Annotated in this window: 18 protein-coding genes; 17 read left to right on the plus strand and 1 reads right to left on the minus strand. The window is 68.7% G+C overall.

Going from position 1 to position 20,197, the window contains the following annotated elements; all coding sequences use genetic code 11:
* Window positions 1-138: 138 nt before the first annotated feature.
* From B056_RS0120335 to B056_RS0120365, 7 genes are all read left to right on the plus strand, one after another.
* Window positions 139-1,581 (plus strand): aldehyde dehydrogenase family protein, encoded by a 1,443-nt coding sequence (locus B056_RS0120335; RefSeq protein ID WP_051105691.1) that lies wholly within the window; start codon window positions 139-141, stop codon window positions 1,579-1,581.
* 233 nt (window positions 1,582-1,814) lie between these two features.
* Window positions 1,815-3,011 (plus strand): cytochrome P450, encoded by a 1,197-nt coding sequence (locus B056_RS0120340; protein WP_018503704.1) that lies wholly within the window; start codon window positions 1,815-1,817, stop codon window positions 3,009-3,011.
* A gap of 61 nt (window positions 3,012-3,072) precedes the next feature.
* Window positions 3,073-4,374, plus strand: coding sequence for an amidohydrolase family protein (locus B056_RS0120345; protein WP_020572611.1), 1,302 nt, complete (start codon window positions 3,073-3,075; stop codon window positions 4,372-4,374).
* Window positions 4,371-5,585 carry a CaiB/BaiF CoA transferase family protein gene (locus tag B056_RS0120350; protein ID WP_026239922.1) on the plus strand — a complete coding sequence of 405 codons (1,215 nt, stop codon included), beginning with the start codon at window positions 4,371-4,373 and terminating at the stop codon, window positions 5,583-5,585. Before B056_RS0120345 ends, B056_RS0120350 begins: the two co-directional genes overlap by 4 nt.
* Window positions 5,586-5,643: 58 nt before the next feature.
* A complete protein-coding gene (locus B056_RS0120355) occupies window positions 5,644-6,468 on the plus strand; it encodes an SDR family oxidoreductase (protein WP_018503707.1) in 825 nt (274 codons plus the stop codon).
* Window positions 6,469-6,560: 92 nt separating this feature from the next.
* Window positions 6,561-7,700 (plus strand): acyl-CoA dehydrogenase family protein, encoded by a 1,140-nt coding sequence (locus B056_RS0120360; protein ID WP_018503708.1) that lies wholly within the window; start codon window positions 6,561-6,563, stop codon window positions 7,698-7,700.
* On the plus strand, window positions 7,697-8,959 hold the full coding sequence (locus B056_RS0120365; protein WP_018503709.1) for an acyl-CoA dehydrogenase family protein: 1,263 nt from the start codon (window positions 7,697-7,699) through the stop codon (window positions 8,957-8,959). Before B056_RS0120360 ends, B056_RS0120365 begins: the two co-directional genes overlap by 4 nt.
* A 59-nt stretch (window positions 8,960-9,018) precedes the next feature.
* Here the strand turns inward: B056_RS0120365 and B056_RS37325 are convergent, their stop codons facing one another.
* Window positions 9,019-9,864 carry an SDR family NAD(P)-dependent oxidoreductase gene (locus tag B056_RS37325; RefSeq protein ID WP_026239923.1) on the minus strand — a complete coding sequence of 282 codons (846 nt, stop codon included), beginning with the start codon at window positions 9,862-9,864 and terminating at the stop codon, window positions 9,019-9,021.
* An 826-nt stretch (window positions 9,865-10,690) separates the two neighbouring features.
* On the opposite strand from B056_RS37325, the gene B056_RS0120380 reads away from it, so the two are divergent.
* From B056_RS0120380 to B056_RS0120425, 10 genes are all read left to right on the plus strand, one after another.
* Window positions 10,691-11,590 (plus strand): BKACE family enzyme, encoded by a 900-nt coding sequence (locus tag B056_RS0120380; protein ID WP_018503713.1) that lies wholly within the window; start codon window positions 10,691-10,693, stop codon window positions 11,588-11,590.
* A 147-nt stretch (window positions 11,591-11,737) separates the two neighbouring features.
* Window positions 11,738-12,568, plus strand: coding sequence for a TauD/TfdA dioxygenase family protein (locus tag B056_RS0120385; protein ID WP_026239924.1), 831 nt, complete (start codon window positions 11,738-11,740; stop codon window positions 12,566-12,568).
* 223 nt (window positions 12,569-12,791) lie between these two features.
* Entirely contained in the window at window positions 12,792-13,532 is a 741-nt protein-coding gene (locus B056_RS0120390; RefSeq protein ID WP_018503715.1) for an SDR family NAD(P)-dependent oxidoreductase, read from the plus strand.
* A gap of 235 nt (window positions 13,533-13,767) precedes the next feature.
* Entirely contained in the window at window positions 13,768-14,766 is a 999-nt protein-coding gene (locus tag B056_RS0120395) for a thiamine pyrophosphate-dependent dehydrogenase E1 component subunit alpha (RefSeq protein ID WP_035752192.1), read from the plus strand.
* A 120-nt stretch (window positions 14,767-14,886) separates the two neighbouring features.
* Window positions 14,887-15,897 (plus strand): alpha-ketoacid dehydrogenase subunit beta, encoded by a 1,011-nt coding sequence (locus B056_RS0120400; protein ID WP_035752202.1) that lies wholly within the window; start codon window positions 14,887-14,889, stop codon window positions 15,895-15,897.
* On the plus strand, window positions 15,890-16,132 hold the full coding sequence (locus tag B056_RS0120405; protein ID WP_018503718.1) for a lipoyl domain-containing protein: 243 nt from the start codon (window positions 15,890-15,892) through the stop codon (window positions 16,130-16,132). The genes B056_RS0120400 and B056_RS0120405 overlap by 8 nt, the downstream gene beginning before the upstream one ends.
* Window positions 16,133-16,170: 38 nt before the next feature.
* Window positions 16,171-17,514, plus strand: a complete 1,344-nt coding sequence (locus B056_RS0120410) for an aromatic ring-hydroxylating oxygenase subunit alpha (protein ID WP_026239927.1) — start codon at window positions 16,171-16,173, stop codon at window positions 17,512-17,514.
* A 39-nt stretch (window positions 17,515-17,553) separates the two neighbouring features.
* Window positions 17,554-19,248 carry an FAD-binding protein gene (locus B056_RS0120415; protein ID WP_026239928.1) on the plus strand — a complete coding sequence of 565 codons (1,695 nt, stop codon included), beginning with the start codon at window positions 17,554-17,556 and terminating at the stop codon, window positions 19,246-19,248.
* Between the two features lie 32 nt (window positions 19,249-19,280).
* Window positions 19,281-19,640: a 2Fe-2S iron-sulfur cluster-binding protein gene (locus B056_RS37330; protein ID WP_018503721.1), complete on the plus strand. Its 360-nt coding sequence runs from the start codon at window positions 19,281-19,283 to the stop codon at window positions 19,638-19,640.
* Between the two features lie 42 nt (window positions 19,641-19,682).
* A complete protein-coding gene (locus tag B056_RS0120425) occupies window positions 19,683-20,126 on the plus strand; it encodes a Zn-ribbon domain-containing OB-fold protein (RefSeq protein ID WP_018503722.1) in 444 nt (147 codons plus the stop codon).
* The last annotated feature ends 71 nt before the right edge of the window (window positions 20,127-20,197 follow it).

A 20,197-nucleotide genomic window follows, 5' to 3' on the forward strand; every position in this document is an offset into this window, starting at 1 on the left:
CGGGATGCGGACTCCACCGTCACGCCAGCCACCACCGTCACCTACCGGCGTACTTCAGCCACACCAGGGCGTACTTCTGCCTGCGGGCGAGAGGAGATCACCGTGACCGCGGTGACCGATGTCAGGTCCGAGTCCAGGATGCTTGTGGACGGCGAGCTCGTCGAAGCCGACTCGGGCAAGCGATTCGACAACATCAACCCCGCGACCGAACAGTTATTGGGCCAGGTGGCGGACGCCTCCACGGTGGAGATGCGGCGGGCGATCACGGCCGCCCGCCGCGCGTTCGACACAACCGACTGGTCGACGAACCATTCCTTCCGCAAGCGCTGCCTCGAGCAGTTGCAGGACGCGCTGGAGAGCGAGCGTGAGGAGCTGCGCGAGGAGCTCATCCTCGAAGTCGGCTGCCCACGGATGGTGACCAGCGGCCCGCAGCTCGACGACCCGTTGGAGAGCGCGCTTCGTTACCCGGCCAAGCTGATCGACGAGTTCCCCTGGGAGTCGGATCTCCCGGACGGCATGGCGATGGGCGTGCTCAACCGGCGGCGGGTCCGCAAGGAACCGGCCGGTGTGGTCGGCGCCATCGTGCCGTGGAACTTCCCCTTCGAGGTGGCCCTCAACAAGCTCGGCCAGATCCTCGCCACCGGCAACACCGTGGTGCTCAAGCCCGCTCCGGACACGCCGTGGAACGCCACCCGCATCGGCCGGCTGGTCGCCGAGCGCACGGACATCCCGCCCGGCGTGGTCAACGTCGTCACCTCCTCGGACCACCTGGTGGGGGAGGAGCTGACGCTCTCCCCGCAGGTCGACCTCATCTCCTTCACCGGATCGACCACCGTCGGGCAGCGGATCATGGCGAAGGGCGCGGCGACGATGAAGCGGGTGTTCCTCGAGCTCGGGGGCAAGTCCGCGACGATCGTCCTCGACGACGCGGATTTCCCGAGCGCGCTCATGGCCGGCCTGGGCGTGTGCTACCACGCCGGTCAGGGCTGCGCCGTCCAGACCCGGATGCTGTTGCCGCGGTCGCGTTACGCCGAGGGTGTCGAGGTGCTGAAGGCCGCCTTCGCGGCGGTGCCCTACGGCGACCCGCAACGCCCGGACGTGATGATGGGCCCGCTGATCTCGGCCAAGCAGCGGGCTCGCGTGCTCGGCTACATCGAGAAGGGGGTGGCGGAGGGCGCCACCCTCGCTCTCGGCGGCAGTCGGCCCGAGCACCTGCCCACCGGCTGGTACGTCGAGCCCACCTTGTTCACCGATGTGGACAACTCGATGACGATCGCCCAGGAGGAGATCTTCGGGCCGGTTCTCGTGGTGATCCCGTTCGACGATGACGACGACGCCGTCCGGATCGCCAACGAGAGTGTCTACGGGCTCAGCGGCGGTGTCTTCTCCGGATCCCTGGAACGGTCGTTCGCCGTGGCCCGCCGGGTGCGCACCGGGGGGATGTGCGTCAACGGCGGCACGCCCTACGGAGCCGACCTGCCCTTCGGGGGCTACAAGCACAGCGGGATCGGCCGGCAGAACGGCACGCTGGGATTCGAGCAGTACCTGGAGACCAAGTCCCTCGCCTGGCCGAAGGCCTAGTCCCGGCCCGCGGATCCCGCAGGTCCCGCGGATCCAGCGGATTCCTTTCCCGCCTCAGGACGTCACCCGCCTCGGAACGCCACCCGCGGCCCACCGGCACGCTCGGCATGGCCGGAACCGCGCGGTCCGCCGCCGGCGGCATGCCCAGACGAACACCGTGCCGACGACCCCCGCGAACGACGCGAGGCACGAGGCATCTCCGGAAGGCCGCTCGCCCCAGTGAAGGAGCAACCGTGTCAATCACCAGCCATTTAGGTGACGTCTACTACGACCCCTACGACTTCCAGATCGACGCCGACCCCTACCCGGTGTGGCGGCGGCTGCGCGACGAGGCGCCGCTCTACCACAACGAGAAGCACGACTTCTACGCGCTGAGCCGCTTCGAGGACGTCGAGCGCGCCCTGAGCGAGTGGGGCACCTTCCTGTCCGGGCGGGGCACCCTCCTGGAGATCATCAAGGCGAACGTCCCCATACCCCCCGGGAACATCCTCTTCGAGGACCCTCCCGTGCACCACGCGCACCGCGGTGTCATGGCCCGGGTGTTCACGCCGAAGAAGATGAACGCCCTCGAGTCGAAGGTCCGGGAGTTCTGCGGGCGATCCCTCGACCCGTTCGTCGGCACCGCTGGCTTCGACTTCATCGGAGACCTCGGCACGCACATGGCGATGCGCACGATCGGCTATCTCCTGGGTATTCCGGAGGAGGACCAGGAGACGATCAGGGCCCTCTTCGACGACAATCTCCGCATCGAGGACCCGGACAACCCGACGCCACCCGACATCGGCATCGAGGGCGCGTTCAGCGACTACGTCGACTGGCGGGCCGAACATCCCTCGGACGACCTCATGACGGAACTCATGAACGCGGAGTTCGAGGACGAGACCGGGACCGTCCGCACGCTGACCCGGGATGAGGTGATCGCCTACATCAACCTGCTGGCCGGGGCCGGGAACGAGACGACGGCCCGGCTCGTCGGCTGGGCCGGGAAGCTCCTCGGCGAGCACGCGGACCAGCGCCGCGAGCTCGCCGCCGATCGATCACTGATTCCCAACGCGGTGGAGGAGGTGCTGCGCTACGAGGCGCCCTCCCCGGTACAGGCGCGGTACATCGAACGCGAGGTGGAACTGCACGGCCGGACGATACCCGCGGGCGGCGTCGTCCTCCTCCTCAACGGTTCCGCCAACCGGGACGAGCGCCGTTTCCCCGATCCCGACCGTTTCGACATCCACCGCTCCGTGGGTCGCCATCTCGGTTTCGGCTACGGCATCCACCACTGCCTCGGTGCCGCACTGGCCCGCCTCGAGGGCCGGGTCGCGCTGGACGAGGTGCTCCAGCGCTTCCCCGACTGGGAGGTCGACTGGGACAACGCGGTCCAGGCCCGCACCTCGACCGTGCGGGGCTGGGAGAAGATGCCCGTCCGCATCGGCTGACAGCCGTCCCGGAGCCAGTGTTTTGCGTACCGTTCCGCCGCAGCCCCAGGGGAGAAAGAAAATGCAGCAGTCGGACATGATCCTGATCAGCATTGACGACCATTCGATCGAGCCCCCGGACATGTACAAGCGGCATGTTCCGGCGAAGTGGCTGGACCAGGCCCCGAAAGTCGTGCGCGGTGAGGAGGGCGCGGATCTCTGGGTGTTCCAGGGGCAGGCGACCGCGACGCCGTTCGGCATGGCGGCGACCGTCGGCTGGCCCCGCGAGGAATGGGGATTCCACCCCGGCTCGATGTCCGAGATGCGGCCGGGCTGTTTCGACGTCCACGAGCGCGTCCGTGACATGAACGTCAACGGCGTGCTGGCCTCGATGTGCTTCCCGACGATGGCCGGCTTCAACGCCCGGACCTTCAGCGAGGCCGGCGACAAGCAGATTTCCTACATCATGCTCCAGGCGTACAACGACTGGCACATCGACGAGTGGTGCGCCACCTACCCCGGCCGGTTCATCCCGCTGGGAATCGTCCCCATGTGGGACGTCGACCTGGCGGTCGCGGAGATCCGGAGGATCGCCCGGAAGGGCTGCCGCGCGATCAGTTTCCTGGAGGCGCCGCACGGGCAGGGCTGGCCGAGCTTCCTGTCGGGCTACTGGGATCCGATGCTGAAGGCGCTCGTCGACGAGGACATGGTGCTCTGCCTGCACATCGGCGGCGCCTGGGACATCGTGCAGCTGGCGCCCGAGGCGCCCGTGGACCATTCCATCGTGATACCGTCGCAGCTGACGATGCTCACCGCGCAGGACCTGCTTTTCGGTCCCACGCTGCGCCGTTTCCCGAAGCTGCGGGTCGCCCTCTCCGAGGGTGGCATCGGCTGGATCCCGTTCTATCTCGACCGTATCGACCGGCATTTCCAGAACCAGACGTGGATCGAGGGCGACTTCGGCGGGAAGCTGCCCTCCGAGGTCTTCCGCGAGCATTTCCTGGCCTGTTTCATCACCGACCCCGCCGGTCTCAAGATGCGGCACGACATCGGCGTCGACGTGATCGCCTGGGAGTGCGACTACCCGCACACCGACACGACCTGGCCGGAGTCGCCGGAGTTCGTGTGGAACGAGCTGCAGGCCGCCGGCGTCCCGGATGCCGAGATCCACAAGATCACCTGGGAGAACAGTGCTCGCTTCTTCAACTGGGACCCGTTCAGCCACGTCCCGAAGGAGCAGGCGACGGTGGGGGCGCTGCGCGCGCAGGCCACCGACGTGGACGTGACGCGGATGTCGCGGGCGGAGTGGCGCAAGCGCAACGAGGCCGCCGGAGTGGGCCGGGTGGAGGCCGACGGACTCCAGGACGTGAGCGCGGCTCGATGAGCGGTGTCATGGAGGGCGTCCGCGTCCTCGAGGTCGCCGAGCACACCTTCGTGCCGGCGGCCTCGGCCCTGCTGGCCGACTGGGGCGCGGAGGTCATCAAGATCGAGCACGTCGAGCGCGGCGACGCCATGCGCGGGCTCGCCTCGGCCGGGGTGGCCGCGGTGCCGGCGGACGTCCACGTGCTGCTGGAGCACTCCAACCGCGGGAAGCGCAGCCTGGGCCTCGACCTCACGTCCGACGAGGGCCGCGACCTGCTCTACCGGCTGGCCGCGACGTCCGACGTGTTCCTCACCAACAAGCTGCCTAAGGTGCGGGCGAAGCTGAGGATCGACGTCGAGTCGATCCGCGAGCACAACCCGCGCATCATCTACGTGCGCGGCACCGGCCAGGGCGAGCGGGGCCCCGACGCCGACCGGGGGTCCTACGACTCGCTCGCGTTCTGGGCTCGCGCCGGGATCGCGTCGGGTCTGACCCGTCCGGAGTACGGCCATGTGCCGAGCCCGCCGGCCCCGGGCTTCGGGGACTCGATCGGCGCGATGACGATCGCCGGCGGCATCATGGGCGCTCTGTTCCACCGGGAGCGGACCGGCGTCGCCAAGATCGTGGACGTGTCCCTGCTCGGCACCGGCCTGTGGGCCATGGGCCAGGCGCTCGGGCTCTCGCTGGTGCTGAACATGCCGTGGGAGCCGCTGCCGCTGAACGCGATGGCCAACCCGCTCGTCGGCAACTACCTCACCAAGGACGGGCGCTGGCTGGCGTTCTCCTGCCTGCAGGCGGGCCGGTACTGGCCGCCGATGTGCGAGGTGATCGGGCGGCCGGAGCTGGCGGTCGACCCCCGGTTCGCCGACCACACGGCGCTGCGGGACAACAGCACCGAGGCGATCGCCCTGCTGCGCGAGGCCTTCGCGGAGCGCACGCTCGAGGAGTGGCGGTCGCGGCTGGCCGACTTCGTCGGCCAGTGGGCGGTCGTGCAGGACACGCGGGAGGCCGCGGTCGACCCCCAGTCCGCCGCGAACGGCTACATCCAGGACCTCGAGACGGCGGCCGGCGTGCCGTTCCAGCTGGCCGCCGCGCCGGTGCAGTTCGACGAGCAGCCGTCGGCCACCCGCCGGGCGCCGCAGTTCAACGAGCACGGCGACGAGATCCTCGCGGAGCTCGGGCTCGACTGGGACACGGTCGTGGACCTCAAGGTGCGCGGCGTCGTCGCGTAGCGGCCGCCCGGGCCGTCCGCACACCAACCATCCGACTCGACAGGTAGGAGAAAGTGACATGACCTTGTTCGACGCGTTCCGCTACGACGGGAAGCGGGTCCTCGTCGTCGGCGGGGCGACCGGTATGGGCGCGGCCGCCGCCGAGCTGGCGCAGAGCGCCGGCGCCGAGGTCGTGGTCATGGACTACGCCGAGGTCACGCTGCCCGGCGCCAAGTCCATCCACGTCAACCTGGCGGACGCGGCGTCGATCGACGCGGCCGTCGAGCAGGTCGGCGGGCCGGTGCACGCGCTGTTCTCCGCCGCCGGTGTCGCCGACGGCACGCCCGGCATCGAGCGGATCAACTTCATCGGCCATCGGTATCTCATCGACCGCCTGCTGGCCGGGGGCCTGCTGCCCCGGGGCTCGGCCATCGGCTTCATCTCGTCGGCGGCCGGCCTCGGCTGGGAGGGCAACCTCCCGCTGCTCAAGGAATTCCTCGACATCACCGACTTCGACGCGGCGACGCTGTGGGTCCAGGAGCACGGCAAGGCCGACTACACGTGGAGCAAGCAGGCGATCTGCGCCTACGTGGCTCGCGAGTCGTTCGCGCTGCAGAAGCGGGGCATCCGCGTCAACGCCATCTGCCCCGGCCCCACCGACACGCCGCTGGCCCAGGCCAACAAGGAGATGTGGCTCGGCTTCGGCGCCGACTACCGGGCCGAGCTCGGCATCGAGGCGGCGACGCCGCTGGAGCAGGCCTACCCGCTGTTGTTCCTCTGCAGCGACGCCGCCGTGGGCGTCAGCGGCATCACCGTCGTCACCGACGCGGGCTACTGCAGCTCCGGCATCACCGGAAGCTACCCGGCCGCGACGGCGAACGTGAACTACTTCTTCGGCCGCTAGACCCAGTCCGGCCGGCCGGCCGGACCCACCGGTCCGGCATCCGGCCGATCCGGCCCCGCCGGTGCCGCCAGCGACCTGGAGGAAAACCCGACATGCTGTTGGAACTGAGCTCCGACCAGGAGATCTTTCGGGACACCACCGCGAGATTCCTGACCAGTCGGGTGCCGATCAGCGAGGTCCGGAGTCTGCGGAACCATCCCGCCGGCTTCGATCCCGACTACTGGCGCGAGGGCGCCGAGCTCGGCTGGACGTCGCTGCTGGTCAGCGAGGAACACGGCGGTGGCTCGGTCAGCGGCGGGGGGCTGGTGGACCTCACCACGATCGCCCACGAGTTCGGCGTGCACGCCGCGCCCGGACCGCTGGTCCCGACCAACGTGGTCGCCGGGACGCTGAGCACCTTCGGCGGCGAGGCGCACCGTCCCGTCCTCGAGTCGCTGCTGGCCGGCACGTCGGTCGCGGCGTGGTGCTTCGGCCCGGCCGTCGACACCGACGGCCGCGGCCCCGCGGGCCCGCGCTGCCGGATCGCCGACGGCGAGGTCGTCCTCGACGGCGTCCAGCGCCCCGTCGAGGCGGCGGGCCAGGCGCACCACATCCTGGTCACGGCCCGGGCCGAGGGTGGGCTCACGCAGATCCTCGTCCCGACCGACACCGCCGGGGTGTCGATCGAGCCGATGCGCACGGCGGACCTGACCCGCCGTTTCGCGGCGGTGACGTTCGACGGCGTCCGACTCCCGGTCGAGGCCCTCGTGGGAGAGCTGGGTGACGCCGACGAGCTCCTCGAGTACCAGCTCCAGCTCGCCGTGGTGATAGGCAACGCCGAGGCGGTGGGCGCCCTGCAGACCGCCTTCGACATGACGCTGCAATGGGCGTTCGACCGTTACTCGTTCGGTCGCCCGCTGGCCTCCTACCAGGAGCTCAAGCACCGCTTCGCCGACCAGAAGACGTGGCTGGAAGCCTGCCACGCCGTCAACGACGCCGCCGCGGCGGCGGTCGACGACCGGTCGCCCGACGCGAAGGAGCTGGTGAGCGCCGCCAAGGCGTTCATCGGCGACTACGGCTCCGAGCTGGTCCAGGACTGCGTGCAGATCCACGGCGGGATCGGCGTGACCTTCGAGCACGACCTGCACCTCTACCTGCGTCGGGTCACCGTGAACCGGGCCCTGTACGGCACGCCGGCCGACCATCGCCAACGCATCAGCACCGTGCTCGAGAACCGGAAGGAGCGGGCATGACCGAGGACGTCGAGAGTTTCCGCCTGCGCGCCCGCGCCTGGATCCGCGCGAACCTCCGCCCGCTGGAGCCACACGAGATACTCGCGCCCACCCTCGCGTTACCGGTCCAGACCGAGGAGGAGGAACACGCCGCGCTCGCCCGGGAGCGTGAGCTCCAGCGCATGATCTTCGACGCCGGCCTCGCCGGGATCGGCTTCCCCCGGGAGTACGGCGGGCAGGGCCTGACGACGGACCACCAGCGCGCGTTCAACGCCGAGATCGTGGGCTACGAATACCCGGCGCGGCTGCAGGCGCCGTCGTTCTCGCCCTGCGGTGCCGTGCTGCTGGACTTCGGCACCGAGGAGCAGAAGCGCCGGCACATCCCCGCCATTCTCAAGGGCGAGGAGATCTGGATGCAGCTGCTGTCCGAGCCCAGCGGCGGGTCGGACGTCGCGGCCGCCCTCACCAGCGCCGTCCGCGACGGTGACGACTGGATCCTGAACGGCTCGAAGGTCTGGACGACCGGCGCCTCGACCGCCGACTGGGGCCTGTGCCTGGCCCGGACGAACTGGGACGTCCCCAAGCACCGGGGCCTGACCGTGTTCATCCTGCCGATCCACCAGCCGGGCATCGAGGTGCACCGCATCGAGATGCTGAACGGCTCTACCGAGTTCTGCCAGGAGTTCCTGACCGACGTCCGGGTCCCGGACAGCGACCGCATCGGCGACGTCGACGGCGGCTGGACGGTCGGCACCCGGTGGATGTTCCACGAGCGGATGCTCTTCAACTCGCCGTTCGTCAGCATCCCGGTGGGGACCTCACCCGGCGAGGTCGGCGCCGACTCCATCGTCAACGTCGCCCGGGACACCGGGCGGTTCGACGACCGCTGCGTCCGGGATCTCCTCGGCGAGGCCCACATGCTGGAGCTCGTCGGTCAGACGCTCCGGCGCCGGATCGGCCGCGGTGTCGCCGCGGGCCGGATCTCCGAACAGTCCGCCGCGATCACCCGCCTGTTCGCGGGTGTCTCCTCCGCGCGGAAGGCCACCATCGCGTTCGAGATCGCGGGCCCCGCGGGCGCGGCCTGGACGGCGGACGACGGCGCGGCCGCGAACTGCGGCGACGACTTCCTGATGCGGCAGACGTCGTGCATCGGCGGCGGCACCACGGAGATGGCCCGCAACGTGATCAGCGAGCGGGTGCTGGGCATGCCCCGCGAGCGCACGCCCGACCGTGACCGCCCGTTCCGCGACGTCCCGCGCAGCGCGTCGAACCGGGCCTGACCGGGATCCCGGCCAGGCGCGGTTCGACGGGCGCCTGGCCATCCGGCCAGGTCCGGCGGTCACGTCTCGGAGAAGAACGCGAAGTCCTCCAGGAGCTGCTGGTGGCGGGCACGCACCATGCCCGCCATCTCCGGATGCGTGATGATGTAGGTGCGGTTGGCGCGGATGCCCCGCACGACAATCGGCCCCACGGCCTCGTCCGACATCATGCTCAGCGGCAGGTTCGACGGCAGCTCGCGACCCGCCATCGGATCGGGCGCCGGTCCACCGAACCGCTCCGGGCGGTGCCGGGCAGACGTCGAGACCAGATTGGTCGCCACCGCTCCGGGGCAGAGCACCGACACCCCGACACCCTCGGACGCGAGCTCGTGCCGCAGCATCTCGCCGTACCCGAGAACGGCGTGCTTCAGCGTGGTGTACACGCCGGTGTCCGTGCCGCCCGTCTGCTCCGCGGGTAACGCCAGCAGGCCGGCCATTGACGATGTGAGCACGATGTGCGATTCGTCGCCGTATCCACGCAGCAGCGGCAGGAACGCCTGGACCACGCGCACGGCTGCCATGAGGTGGAATTCGACGAACCACGCCCACAGTTGCTCGCTGGCCGTGGTGAGTGGAGCGTTGGTGTGGACGCCGACCGTGTTCACGAGCACGTGCACGCTGCCCAGATCGCGTGCCGCGCCGGCCGCGAGTTCCGCTAACGAGTCGCGATCGGTCGCGTCCACGCGTGAAGCGTGCGCCTCGCCCCCGCGCCGTACGATCTCGTCGCGTACCGCGCCCGCGCTGCCCGAGTCGATGTCGGCGACGAGGACTCGCACGCCCTCGCCGGCGAGACCTAAAGCAATCCCGCGACCGATTCCGCTCCCGCCGCCGACAACAACCGCGCCGCGTCCTTCTAGCCTGTCCATAGCTGCCCGCCTCGTGTGTCACGCTCGCCGAGGACGCCTCGCATTCACGCGGGGTCCTGGCGGCATCTTCTCCATTGTTCTGGGTAGGCCCCTCTATCGCGGGTCCACGGCCCCAGTCCTACTTTGGTGTCTTTCATGGGTTCGGCGCCGGCCAGGCCGGTGAAAATGTACGTCCGTCCCGACCTGGCCGTGCACGAAGTACTTTCCTCGCCTGTCGCAGGCCCCTGCCGGCGAGCGGACCGACGCGGCCTGACGGCAGGGCCCAGGCGTCGACCGTCACCGCAGGCGAGGGCCCGCCTCGTCCCGCCGGGTGCCTCCGTCCTCGCCGTCCCGCCGCGGTGCTGATCTTTCAAGGGTCGCTCGTGCGAGGACGCAGCCCCACCTCCCACGGTCATCGATCATGGCTCCGGCGTAACCAGCCAGCCGGACATGCCCGGCACCGCGGACGGTCCGGCGGCCAGCCCATTTCTTGCGGATCTCGAGCAGTTTGTATACAACCATGCCCGAGAGGTGTATACAACAGTTGGAAGTGGGTGGGCGGGGGTCGCGGGCAGGCGGGTCCCTTCATCCCAAGGCCGGTCGCCCAGGAGGTATATCGGGACGATGATCCAAGTCCAGGGTGAGCCGGCCCGTGGGCGCAGCCGCCACGAGCCCGGCGTACCGAGTCGGCACCACGCCGGACGCGCCGGTGTGGCGGTCTCGCCAGGTGCCGGGTGATCCCGTCCGCGGGCGGCTGGCCCCGGCCCCGGGGCTCCCCTCCCGCCACGGCCTCGGCCACGAGGCCGACTGACTCGATGTAAGCCGGCGTGGCGAACGTGAGGTGGGTATGACGAAGCAGAAGCTCATCATCGAGGTCCGGATCAACGAGGGAACGACGAGGGACAGCAGCCCACACGTTCCCTACAGCCCTGCGGAGATCGCCGGCCAGGCAGTCGAATGCTGGCGGCAGGGCGCGTCACTCGTGCACTATCACGCCCGGGATCCCGAGACGGGTGCGCAGTCCGCTGAGGTGGATCTGTACGCGGACGTGGTACGGCGGATCAAACAGGACAGTGATCTCATCACGTTTCCCACACTGGGTGCCAGCATGCTGCCCACCGCCGGGGAGCGTTTGGCGCACATCGTCGAGATGGCGAAGGATCCGGCGACCAGGCCCGACTGCGTCCCAGTCGACATGCTGACCACCAACCTGGACCGGTACGACGCGCGGCGCAGAGCGTTCATCAGCGATGAGCGGGTCTATTTGAACACGACCAAGATGCTCACGCACATCTGCGAGACCGTGAGCGCCGTCGGGGTGCAGCCGGTGTCCATGATATGGAACATCGCCGGGGTTCGGCTCACCGAGGCGTTCCTCGAGATGGGACTGTACAAAGAGCCGTTGTTCTGTGAGCTGACGCTTTTTGCGGACCCGTTCGTCAGTTACGGACATCCGGCGACGATCAGGGGGCTGCACGCTCTCCTCGACTTCTTTCCGGCACGGGCCAACTGGCCCTGGTTCCTGAGTGTGATCGGCGGCAATGCGTTTCCGGCGCTCGCCGGCGCGATCGAATCCGGCGGCCACGTCGCCATCGGCGTCGCCGACCATCCGTACCAGGAACTCGGCGTGCCCACGAACGCCGAGCTCGTCGCGCGTGTCGCCGAGATGGCTCGAAGCATGGGCCGGGAGGTCGCCACACCGGCCGAGGCCCGTGAGATGCTCGGACTGCCCGGATACGAGAGTTAGTCCTCGGCGTCTTCGGCGAGTGTCGTGTGCGGCACGGCCGGATATCGCGCGAGCCGTATCGGCCCCGAGACTCCAGCGTCAGTAGAGTCCGCACGGCCCAACAGATGCGCGCGTCCTGACATCGTCAGCTCAAGGAGGTCGGTATCCATGGGTGTAGAAACAACACCGGCGCGGAAACGTTCAACAGTCGACGGTATGAGATTTGAGAAGGTGACCGGGAACATCGGCGCGACCGTCCACGGTGTCGATGTCCACGTTGCCCACGGGGACGAGGTGGCGTCGGTGCTGCTGCGATCGCTGCATGAACACGGCGTGCTGTTCTTCCACGCGGACACGGAAGTCAGCGGCGAGCAGTTCTCGGCGTTTGCCTCGGTCTTCGGTGATCTTTATGCCTACCCCTATGGGAAAGGTCCTGGCAACTTCGTGACCGAGGAGGGCGCTGACGCGGTACGACTCCGGACGAATTATTGGCACACGGACGGGAGTCCTCAGGAGAAGCCTCCCCAGGCCGCGCTCTTATGCTCGGTGGAGGTGCCGGCCTTCGGGGGTGACACCATGTGGGCAAGCATGACCGCGGCCTTCGACGCCCTGTCGTCCCGATACCAGCGGCTGTTCGACGGCATGGAGGCTGTGCACAGTACCGCCGCGGTGGCGCGGTACCACGACTCCTTCGGTCAGGGGGAGAGCCACGTGCATCCTGTCGTGATCACCGATCCGGTGACCCTGCGGAAGGCCCTCTACGTCAACTCGGTGTACACGGAGCGGCTCGTCGGGGTGAGCGAGCGGGAGAACGAGACGCTTCTGCGGATGCTGTACGAACACGTCAACACCCCGGAATTCCACGTCCGCCTGCGTTGGCAACCGAACATGATCGCGGTGTGGGAGGAGCGGGTCACCCAACATCGCGCGATCGCCGACTACGCGGAGCGACGGGTCCTGCGCCGCATCACCATCACCGGCGACCGTCCGAGGGCCTGACCGCGTTCTGGGCCCTTCGCCGGCGCCCGCGTGGCCGACCCTTTCGCGTGCCGTTGCCAGGCGGCCCGCGGGCGGTGCCGCCCGTGAGCCCGCAGAGGTAGGGGAACCAGGTCCTGTCCATGATGAGTCAGCAAAAACGGCGGCCCGCTCATGGCCGCGTGCGCGCGTTGTGTGCCGGTGACGAGGTGACCGGTCCCGGTGCGCCGGTCCACGGAGGTGAGTAATGGGCATGCTTGACGGGAAGGTGGCGGTGATAACCGGCGCTGGATCGGGCATAGCGAAGGCATCCACGGAGCTCTTCGTGCAGGAGGGTGCCAAGGTGGTGGCCGTCGACATAAGTGGTGCCGAGAAGGAGACCGCGGCCGAAGTCGGCAGGAATGTTCTCCCCTTCCACTGCGACGTCTCCGACGAGACGAACGTCGCTGCGATGTTCGAGGCCGCGATCAAGGAGTTCGGACGCGTCGACGCCGTACTGAACGTGGCCGGTACCCACGGTACGCGGCCACCCGAGGTGGTCACCGTCGCCGAGTTCGAGAAGATGACCCAGGTGAATCTGCGCGGCGTGCTCGTCATGACCGAACACGCGATTCCGGCGATGCTTCGCTCGGGCGGCGGCAGCATCGTCAACTTCTCCTCGATCTCAGCGGTCAACGTACAGAGCCGGACGTCGGTCATGTACGCTGCCGCGAAGGCTGGAACCCATGCGCTCACCAAGGCGGTGGCCGTCGAGTACGGCCCTCAGGGCATCCGGGCAAACGTCATCGCACCGGGATTCACGCTCACTGAGATCATGAAAGGGCCGCCTGAGCTGTTGCGTGAGATGAGCTCGAAGGCCGCGCTCAAACGGGGAGGTCGGCCGCGCGAGCTGGCCGAGGTGGCGGCCTTTCTGGCCTCGGACCGCGCCTCCTTCGTGACCGGAGTCGTCATCCCGGTCGATGGCGGCTGGTCTGCGCGACTGGCCTAGCGTACCGCCAGCGTATAGCCGGAAGGACTTGTATACGCCGGCGGATTGATGATTGAATACGTCGGTGATCGCTGGCGGAGTATCCGCTGGCGGGGCGATGGCCATACGGATTCCGCGGCGCGGCCATGCTCCGTGTCGCGGCCTGTCGGCCCGACAGAAATACCCGAACTCCCGCCTTTCGGCCGCTTCGCGTGTCGCCGTCTGGCGCTGGTTCGCCGGCCGCAGGAGGAGGACCATGACGACGGATGGAACGGCGGGCCTGTCGGGACGGGTATTACGCCGGTTGTACGAGCTGATGACGCTCATGAAGGCGGCCGACGACCGGCTGAGCCGGGGGATCGCGTCGGGTGAGCTGCAGTGCGTGTACTGGCCTCCTCGAGGGCAGGAGGCGATCGCCGCGGCGATGGGGGTGTGCCTCCGGCCGGACGATCGGTTGGTCACGACCTATCGGGGGTTGCATGACCTGATCGGCAAGGGCGTGCCGCTGGTGGAGATCTACGGCGAGATGCTGGGCCGGCAGGTGGGCTCGGGCCGGGGCAAGGGCGGGACGATGCACATCGCCCGCCCCGACTCGGGCGTCATGTTGTCGACGGGGATTGTGGGATCCGGGCCGCCGGTCGCGGTGGGCTTGGCCATGGCGGCGCGGCGCAAGGGCCTGGATCGGGTGACAGCCGTGAGCTTCGGTGACGGGGCGACGAACACCGGCTCGTTTCACGAGGCGGCGAACATGGCGGCGCTGTGGGATCTGCCGTTGGTGTTGGTGTGCCAGAACAACCAGTACGGCGAGATGACGCCGACCGGGCACACGATGAAGATCGATCAGGTCGCGGACCGGGCGGCCGGGTACGGGATGCCAGGCGTCCGCGTCGACGGTAACGACCCCGTCGCCCTCCTCGCCGTGTTGACGCGGGCCGTGGAGCGGGCGAGGAACGGGGGCGGCCCGACGCTGGTGGAGTGCGTGACGTTCCGGTTCCGTGGTCACTACTTCGGGGATCCCATGGCGTACATCCCGGCCGAACAGATGGCCGCCGCTGTCGAGGCCGATCCGATACCGCGGTTCCGGTCGCGCCTGCTGGAGACGGGGGTCTGCGACAGGCAGGCTCTCGACGAGATCGAGGCGGGCGCCACCGCGGCGGTCGAGGAGGCGCTGGCCGCGGTTCTGGCGGCGCCGGCCGCGACGCTCGACGAACTCGATCGTGATGTGTACGCCGACCCGCGGAACTGCCCCGCCTAGATTCGCGGATCCCGCTGGGCCGCGGATTCCGCGGGCGTCACGGGAGGCGCGTCTCCGGGGGATGCCGGCTTCGTGACGGCTGCTCGCCTTCTCGATCATTCGACCCGCATAGAGGTGGACGTGGACGAGCAACGGATGACGATGCGCGAGGCGTTGAACCTCGCCTTGGACCAGGCGTTGGCCCGCGACGAGCGTGTCTTCCTGCTCGGGGAGGACATCGCCGATCCCGGCTCCAGCGGGCCGACCAGGGGGCTGTCGACCAAATACGGCACGGATCGGGTGCTGGACACGCCGATTTCCGAGGCGGCGATCGTGGGTGCCGCGATCGGCGCCGCGATGGAGGGGTTCCGCCCGGTCGCCGAGATCATGATCATGGATTTCATCGGTATCGCCGCCGATCAGATCGTCAATCATGCGGCGAAGCTGCGCTTCATGACCGGGGGGCGGACAACCGCGCCGATCACGGTCCGGACACAGGTCTACGGCGGGCTGGGGACCGGGGCGACGCACTCGCAGTCGTTGGAGGCGTGGTTCATGCACGTTCCCGGGCTGAAGGTGATCGTTCCGTCGACGCCGCGGGACGCGAAGGGTCTTCTCACGTCGGCGATCTTCGATGACGACCCGTGTGTCTTCCTGGAGACGATTCGTCTGCAGGGCCAACGCGGGTTGGTGCCGGTGGACCCCGGATTCTCGATTCCGCTGGGTCGGGCGGACGTGAAACGGCCGGGTACCGATGTCACGTTGATCGGCTATGGCCGGGGGGTGGTCGAGTCGCTCGGCGCGGCGGCCGTGCTCGAGGCGGAGGGAGTCAGCGCCGAGGTGCTTGATCTGCGCACCCTGGTTCCGCTCGACGTGCCGACGATGGTTGATGCGGTACGTCGCACGAGGCGGGCTGTGGTCGTGCATGACGCGGTGCGGTTCGCCGGGCCCGGGGCGGAGATCGCCGCGATTCTGCAGCGCGAGCTCTTCGGCGTGCTCGCGGCGCCGGTGGAACGGGTGGGTGCCCGGTTCGTGCCGAATCCGGCCCCCTCGGCGCTGGAGTCGCAGATCTATCCGAACACCGAACGTATTGCTGCGGCGGTCCGGCGGACGCTGCGGTCGGAAATTATCGAGGACGGTGCCTGTGGCTGACTTCACGATCCGTATTCCGCGGGTATCCGTCGCGATCTCGGAAGCGGAGCTGATCGAGCTTCTCGTGGACGAGGGAGCGAACGTGACGGAGGGTGAACCGCTGTTCATCATCGCGACGGACAAGGCCGAAACCGAGGTGGAAGCCGGTGCGTCCGGCACGGTGCACTGGACCGGCGCCGTCGAGACGGTTTATGAGATCGGTGCCGAGATCGGGACGATCCAGACGTCGGGCTGACCCCGTGGGGAAGTCCGTGTGGCAGGAGGTTGATGTCGATGGCTCTCGCCGAAGACCGCCGGTCGGTCGTCGCTCGCGATATTTTTTTTCCGATGCGCGACCTTTTACACGTGCCGCGCGAGCGTTATTACGACCGGGGTTTCTACGAACTGGAGAAGGAGTACCTGTGGCCGCGGGTCTGGCAGATGGCGTGCCGTCTGGAGGAGATTCCGCAGCCTGGTGACTTCGTCGAGTACGAGATCTGTGATCAGTCGATTCTGGTGGTGCGGCAGCCCGACCGGTCGATCAAGGCGTTCCACAACGCCTGCCGCCATCGGGCCACCCAGCTGTGTTCGGGTTCCGGGCGGCTGCGTGGTGGGCAGATCGTGTGCCCGTTTCATGGCTGGCGGTGGAACCTCGACGGAAGCAACTCGTTCGTCTATGGCGCGGAGGGGTTCGCGCCGGAGGTCCTGCGCCCGGAGGACATCCGGCTGCAGGAGTGCAGGGTCGACACGTGGGGTGCGTGCGTCTGGATCAACATGGATCCGGACGCCCGCCCGCTGCGGGAGGCGCTGGCACCGGTAGCGGGGCTGCTGGACGGGGTGTGCGTGGAGAACATGCGGGTGTGGTGGTGGAAGGAGACCATCCTCAACGCGAACTGGAAGGTGGCCCAGGAAGCTTTCCACGAGGGCTATCACGTGATGGGAACACATCCGCAGCTCACGTTCGGCCTGGGTGACGAGTATCCGTTCGCGAATGTCGAGTACACCGCGTTCGAGAACGGCCACGGCCGTTTCCAGGGTCGGTTCGACCCGACCGCGGGCGGTATCTCCCAGGGGCGCGGCGGAGAGGCGTTCCTGGAGCGGTCGCGGATACTGTGGGAGGGGCAGGACGCGATGACCCTCGAACGTGACCTGAACATCTTCCGGGGAATGCGTAACCGGGTCGCACCCGGTGAGGATTTCCCGACCGTGGCGATCAGGGCGCTGCTTGACTACGCGGAAGGTGCCGGCATCCCGCTGCATCCGACACCGGAGGGCCTGCGGCTGTGGGGCGGGGGGGTTTTCCTGTTCCCGAACTTCCTCATGCTTCCCCAGTTCGGAAACGCGCTTTCGTACCGGGCCCGCCCCTACAACGACGACCCGGAGTGGTGCCGTTTCGAGGTGTGGTCGCTGACCATGTATCCGGAGGGAGAGGAGCCCGGCCGGGCGAAGCTGAAGGGCCGGTTCGCCTGCGACGACACCGAGAACTGGGGCCTGATCCCGCGCCAGGACTTCAGCAACATCGCGAGCCAGCAGCGTGGCCTGCGTTCGCGTGGCTACCGCGAGCATCGTCTCGCCACCGAGATGGAGCAGCTCATCAGCAACATGCACTCCGAACTCGACCGGTACCTCGCCGGCTGAAGCGCCGTACCGAAACCATCCACTCCCTGGAGGGGCACCGTGTCGAATTCGGACGCCGGTTACGACCATGCCGTTGACGTCGTTGTCGTGGGCTCGGGCGGTGGTCTGGGCGGCGCCGTGACCGCGGCGGCGAGTGGGCTGGAGACACTGCTGATCGAGAAGCAGCCGCTGCTCGGCGGGTCGACGGCCATGTCCGGCGGCGTCCTGTGGCTACCGAACAACCCGCTCATGCAGGCCGACGACGTTCCCGACTCCCTCGAACAGGCGCTGGCGTACTTCGACTCCGTCGTCGGAGACGCCGGTCCCGCTTCGTCGCCTCAGCGCCGGGTCGCCTACGTCACCGAAGGCGCCGCGATGGTCCGCTTCCTGCAGAACCTGGGTATGCGGTTCGAGCGGTGCGAGGGCTACAGCGACTATTACGCCGGGGTGGCGGGTGTCCGCGGCGGCAGTGCCCGCGGGCGCTCCCTCGAACCCGCGGTGACCGACGGCAGACAGCTCGGGCCGTGGTTCGACAAGCTGATGCCGGGCATGACGATGGGGCTCGGAATCGTGGTGATGACCCGCGAGGCGTCCAGGCTGCAGATGGTCAAGCGACGATCGAAAGCCATGCGCACCGCCGCCCGTGTCGGGGTGCGCACGGCCGCCGGCCGACTACGGCGGCAGACCAGGCTGGCCAACGGCGGGGCACTGATCGCCCAGACCCTGAAGACCGCACTCGCCGCCGGGGCGTCGATCTGGACGAACACCGGTCTGGTCGACCTGATCACCGAGGACGGCCGGGTCGTCGGCGTCGTCGCCGACCGGGACGGCCACACCATCCGGATTCGCGCCCGTCATGCCGTGCTGCTGAGCTCAGGTGGTTTCGGCCGTAACCCCGAGATGCGCAAACGGTACTCGAGGCAGCCGAACGACGGAACGTGGACCAGCGCCAACCCGGGTGACACCGGCGAGGCGATCGAGGCCGCCATGCGCCTGGGCGCCGCCGTCGACTTCATGGACGAGGCCCTGTGGATCCCGGCCTCCATCCAGCCCGGCGGCCGTCCGAGCATGCACAACGGCGAACGCTGCAAACCGGGTTCGATCATCGTCGACCGGGCCGGACGCAGGTACTTCAACGAAGCCGTCTCCTACATGGAAGCCGGCCGCCAGATGTACGCCCACAACGTAGACGGGGAATCCATCCCGAGCTGGCTCGTCATGGACGCCCGCCACCGCTCCCGCTACCTGTTCGCGTTCCGTCCCAACACCCCACAGGAATGGCTCGCCAGCGGCTACATGAAGAAAGCCGACACGCTCGACGAGCTCGCGCGGGCATGCGGCATCGACCCCGCCGGTCTGGCCACCACCGTGACCCGCTTCAACACCTTCGCGAGACGGGGCACGGACCCCGATTTCCACCGCGGCGAAGGTGCCCACGAAAAGTACCAGGGCGACTACGGCAACAAGCCGAACGCGTCGCTCGCACCCGTCGAGAAGGCACCGTTCTACGCCGTCGAACTCTACCCGGGCGACGTCGGCACCAGCGGTGGTCTCCTGTGCGACGAACACGCCCGCGTGCTCGACACCAACCACGACCCGATCCGCGGCCTCTACGCCGCCGGGAACTGCACCGCCTCGGTGATGGGCCGCACCTATCTCGGCGCGGGTGCCAGCATCGGCAACAGTTTCGTCTTCTCCTACATCGGCATGAAACACGCCGCCCAGGCCGCCTCCGCGGACCGGGCGGACACATGACCGCGCAAAAAAGAGGGCGGCCCCGAGGGCCGGTGGTACACGTCGACCCCATCGGCGCCGACCTCGAACTCGAACCCGGAGAGACGATCATCGAGGCCGCGTGGCGCCTCGGGTACCACTGGCCCACCGTCTGCCACGGCCAGGCAACGTGCGCGGTCTGCCACCTTGAGATCCTCACCGGCATCGAACACCTGACACCCCCCGACCACGACGAACGGGACGCCCTCGAACACCGACTCCCCGGCGCGCACCGCCGTGACCTCACCAGCCTCCGGCTCGCCTGCCGAGCGCAGGCGACCGGCGACGTCACCGTGCGCAAGAAAGGCGTCCGGCGTCGGCAGGCAGTACCGACCGGCCCATGTCCACCCGTCGTCGACGAGCAGGAGCGCTGACCTGTGCAGAATCCTCACAACGGAGGCGGTACGGCGACCGGTGTGGACAGGCCCATACCCGCGGTTGACGATGACAGCCGCGGCTTCTGGCACGGCGGGGCTGCCGGGCAGCTCCTGATCAGCGTGTGCGCGGCGTGCGAACGGCTGTTCCATCCGCCGGCGCCGATCTGCCCTGGCTGCTATTCCCGGTCGATCTCGTCCCGGCCGGTCTCGGGCCGCGGGACGGTGGTGACCTACACGGTCGTCCGCCGCCCGTGGATCCCCGGCTACGAGCCGCCCTACGTCGTGGCCCGGGTGGTGCTCGCCGAGCAGCCCGATCTGCACCTGTTGACCAACGTGGTCGACTGCGACGTCGAAGCGGTCAGCACCGGCATGGAGGNCGAGGTGACCTTCGAACAGCGAGGGGACGTGTTCGTACCGATGTTCCGGCCGGCCGGGCAGGGGCAGGCTGGGCAGGGGCAGGCCGTGGAAGCGTGGATCGCGTGAGCGCCGATCCCGGGAACATCGAGCGGCGGGCGATCGTGTCCGGTATCGGGCGGTCCGCGTGCGGGCGGCGG

It is taken from the genome of Parafrankia discariae, assembly GCF_000373365.1.
Classification (GTDB): Bacteria; Actinomycetota; Actinomycetes; order Frankiales; family Frankiaceae; genus Parafrankia; species Parafrankia discariae.

Coding starts and splice junctions, on each gene's coding strand:
- B056_RS0120335 (WP_051105691.1), top strand. CDS start 139: ATGCTTGTGGACGGCGAGCTCGTCGAAGCCGACTCGGGCAAGCGATTC.
- B056_RS0120345 (WP_020572611.1), top strand. CDS start 3,073: ATGCAGCAGTCGGACATGATCCTGATCAGCATTGACGACCATTCGATC.
- B056_RS0120350 (WP_026239922.1), top strand. CDS start 4,371: ATGAGCGGTGTCATGGAGGGCGTCCGCGTCCTCGAGGTCGCCGAGCAC.
- B056_RS0120355 (WP_018503707.1), top strand. CDS start 5,644: ATGACCTTGTTCGACGCGTTCCGCTACGACGGGAAGCGGGTCCTCGTC.
- B056_RS0120360 (WP_018503708.1), top strand. CDS start 6,561: ATGCTGTTGGAACTGAGCTCCGACCAGGAGATCTTTCGGGACACCACC.
- B056_RS0120365 (WP_018503709.1), top strand. CDS start 7,697: ATGACCGAGGACGTCGAGAGTTTCCGCCTGCGCGCCCGCGCCTGGATC.
- B056_RS37325 (WP_026239923.1), bottom strand. CDS start 9,864: ATGGACAGGCTAGAAGGACGCGGCGCGGTTGTTGTCGGCGGCGGGAGC.
- B056_RS0120380 (WP_018503713.1), top strand. CDS start 10,691: ATGACGAAGCAGAAGCTCATCATCGAGGTCCGGATCAACGAGGGAACG.
- B056_RS0120385 (WP_026239924.1), top strand. CDS start 11,738: ATGGGTGTAGAAACAACACCGGCGCGGAAACGTTCAACAGTCGACGGT.
- B056_RS0120390 (WP_018503715.1), top strand. CDS start 12,792: ATGGGCATGCTTGACGGGAAGGTGGCGGTGATAACCGGCGCTGGATCG.
- B056_RS0120395 (WP_035752192.1), top strand. CDS start 13,768: ATGACGACGGATGGAACGGCGGGCCTGTCGGGACGGGTATTACGCCGG.
- B056_RS0120410 (WP_026239927.1), top strand. CDS start 16,171: ATGGCTCTCGCCGAAGACCGCCGGTCGGTCGTCGCTCGCGATATTTTT.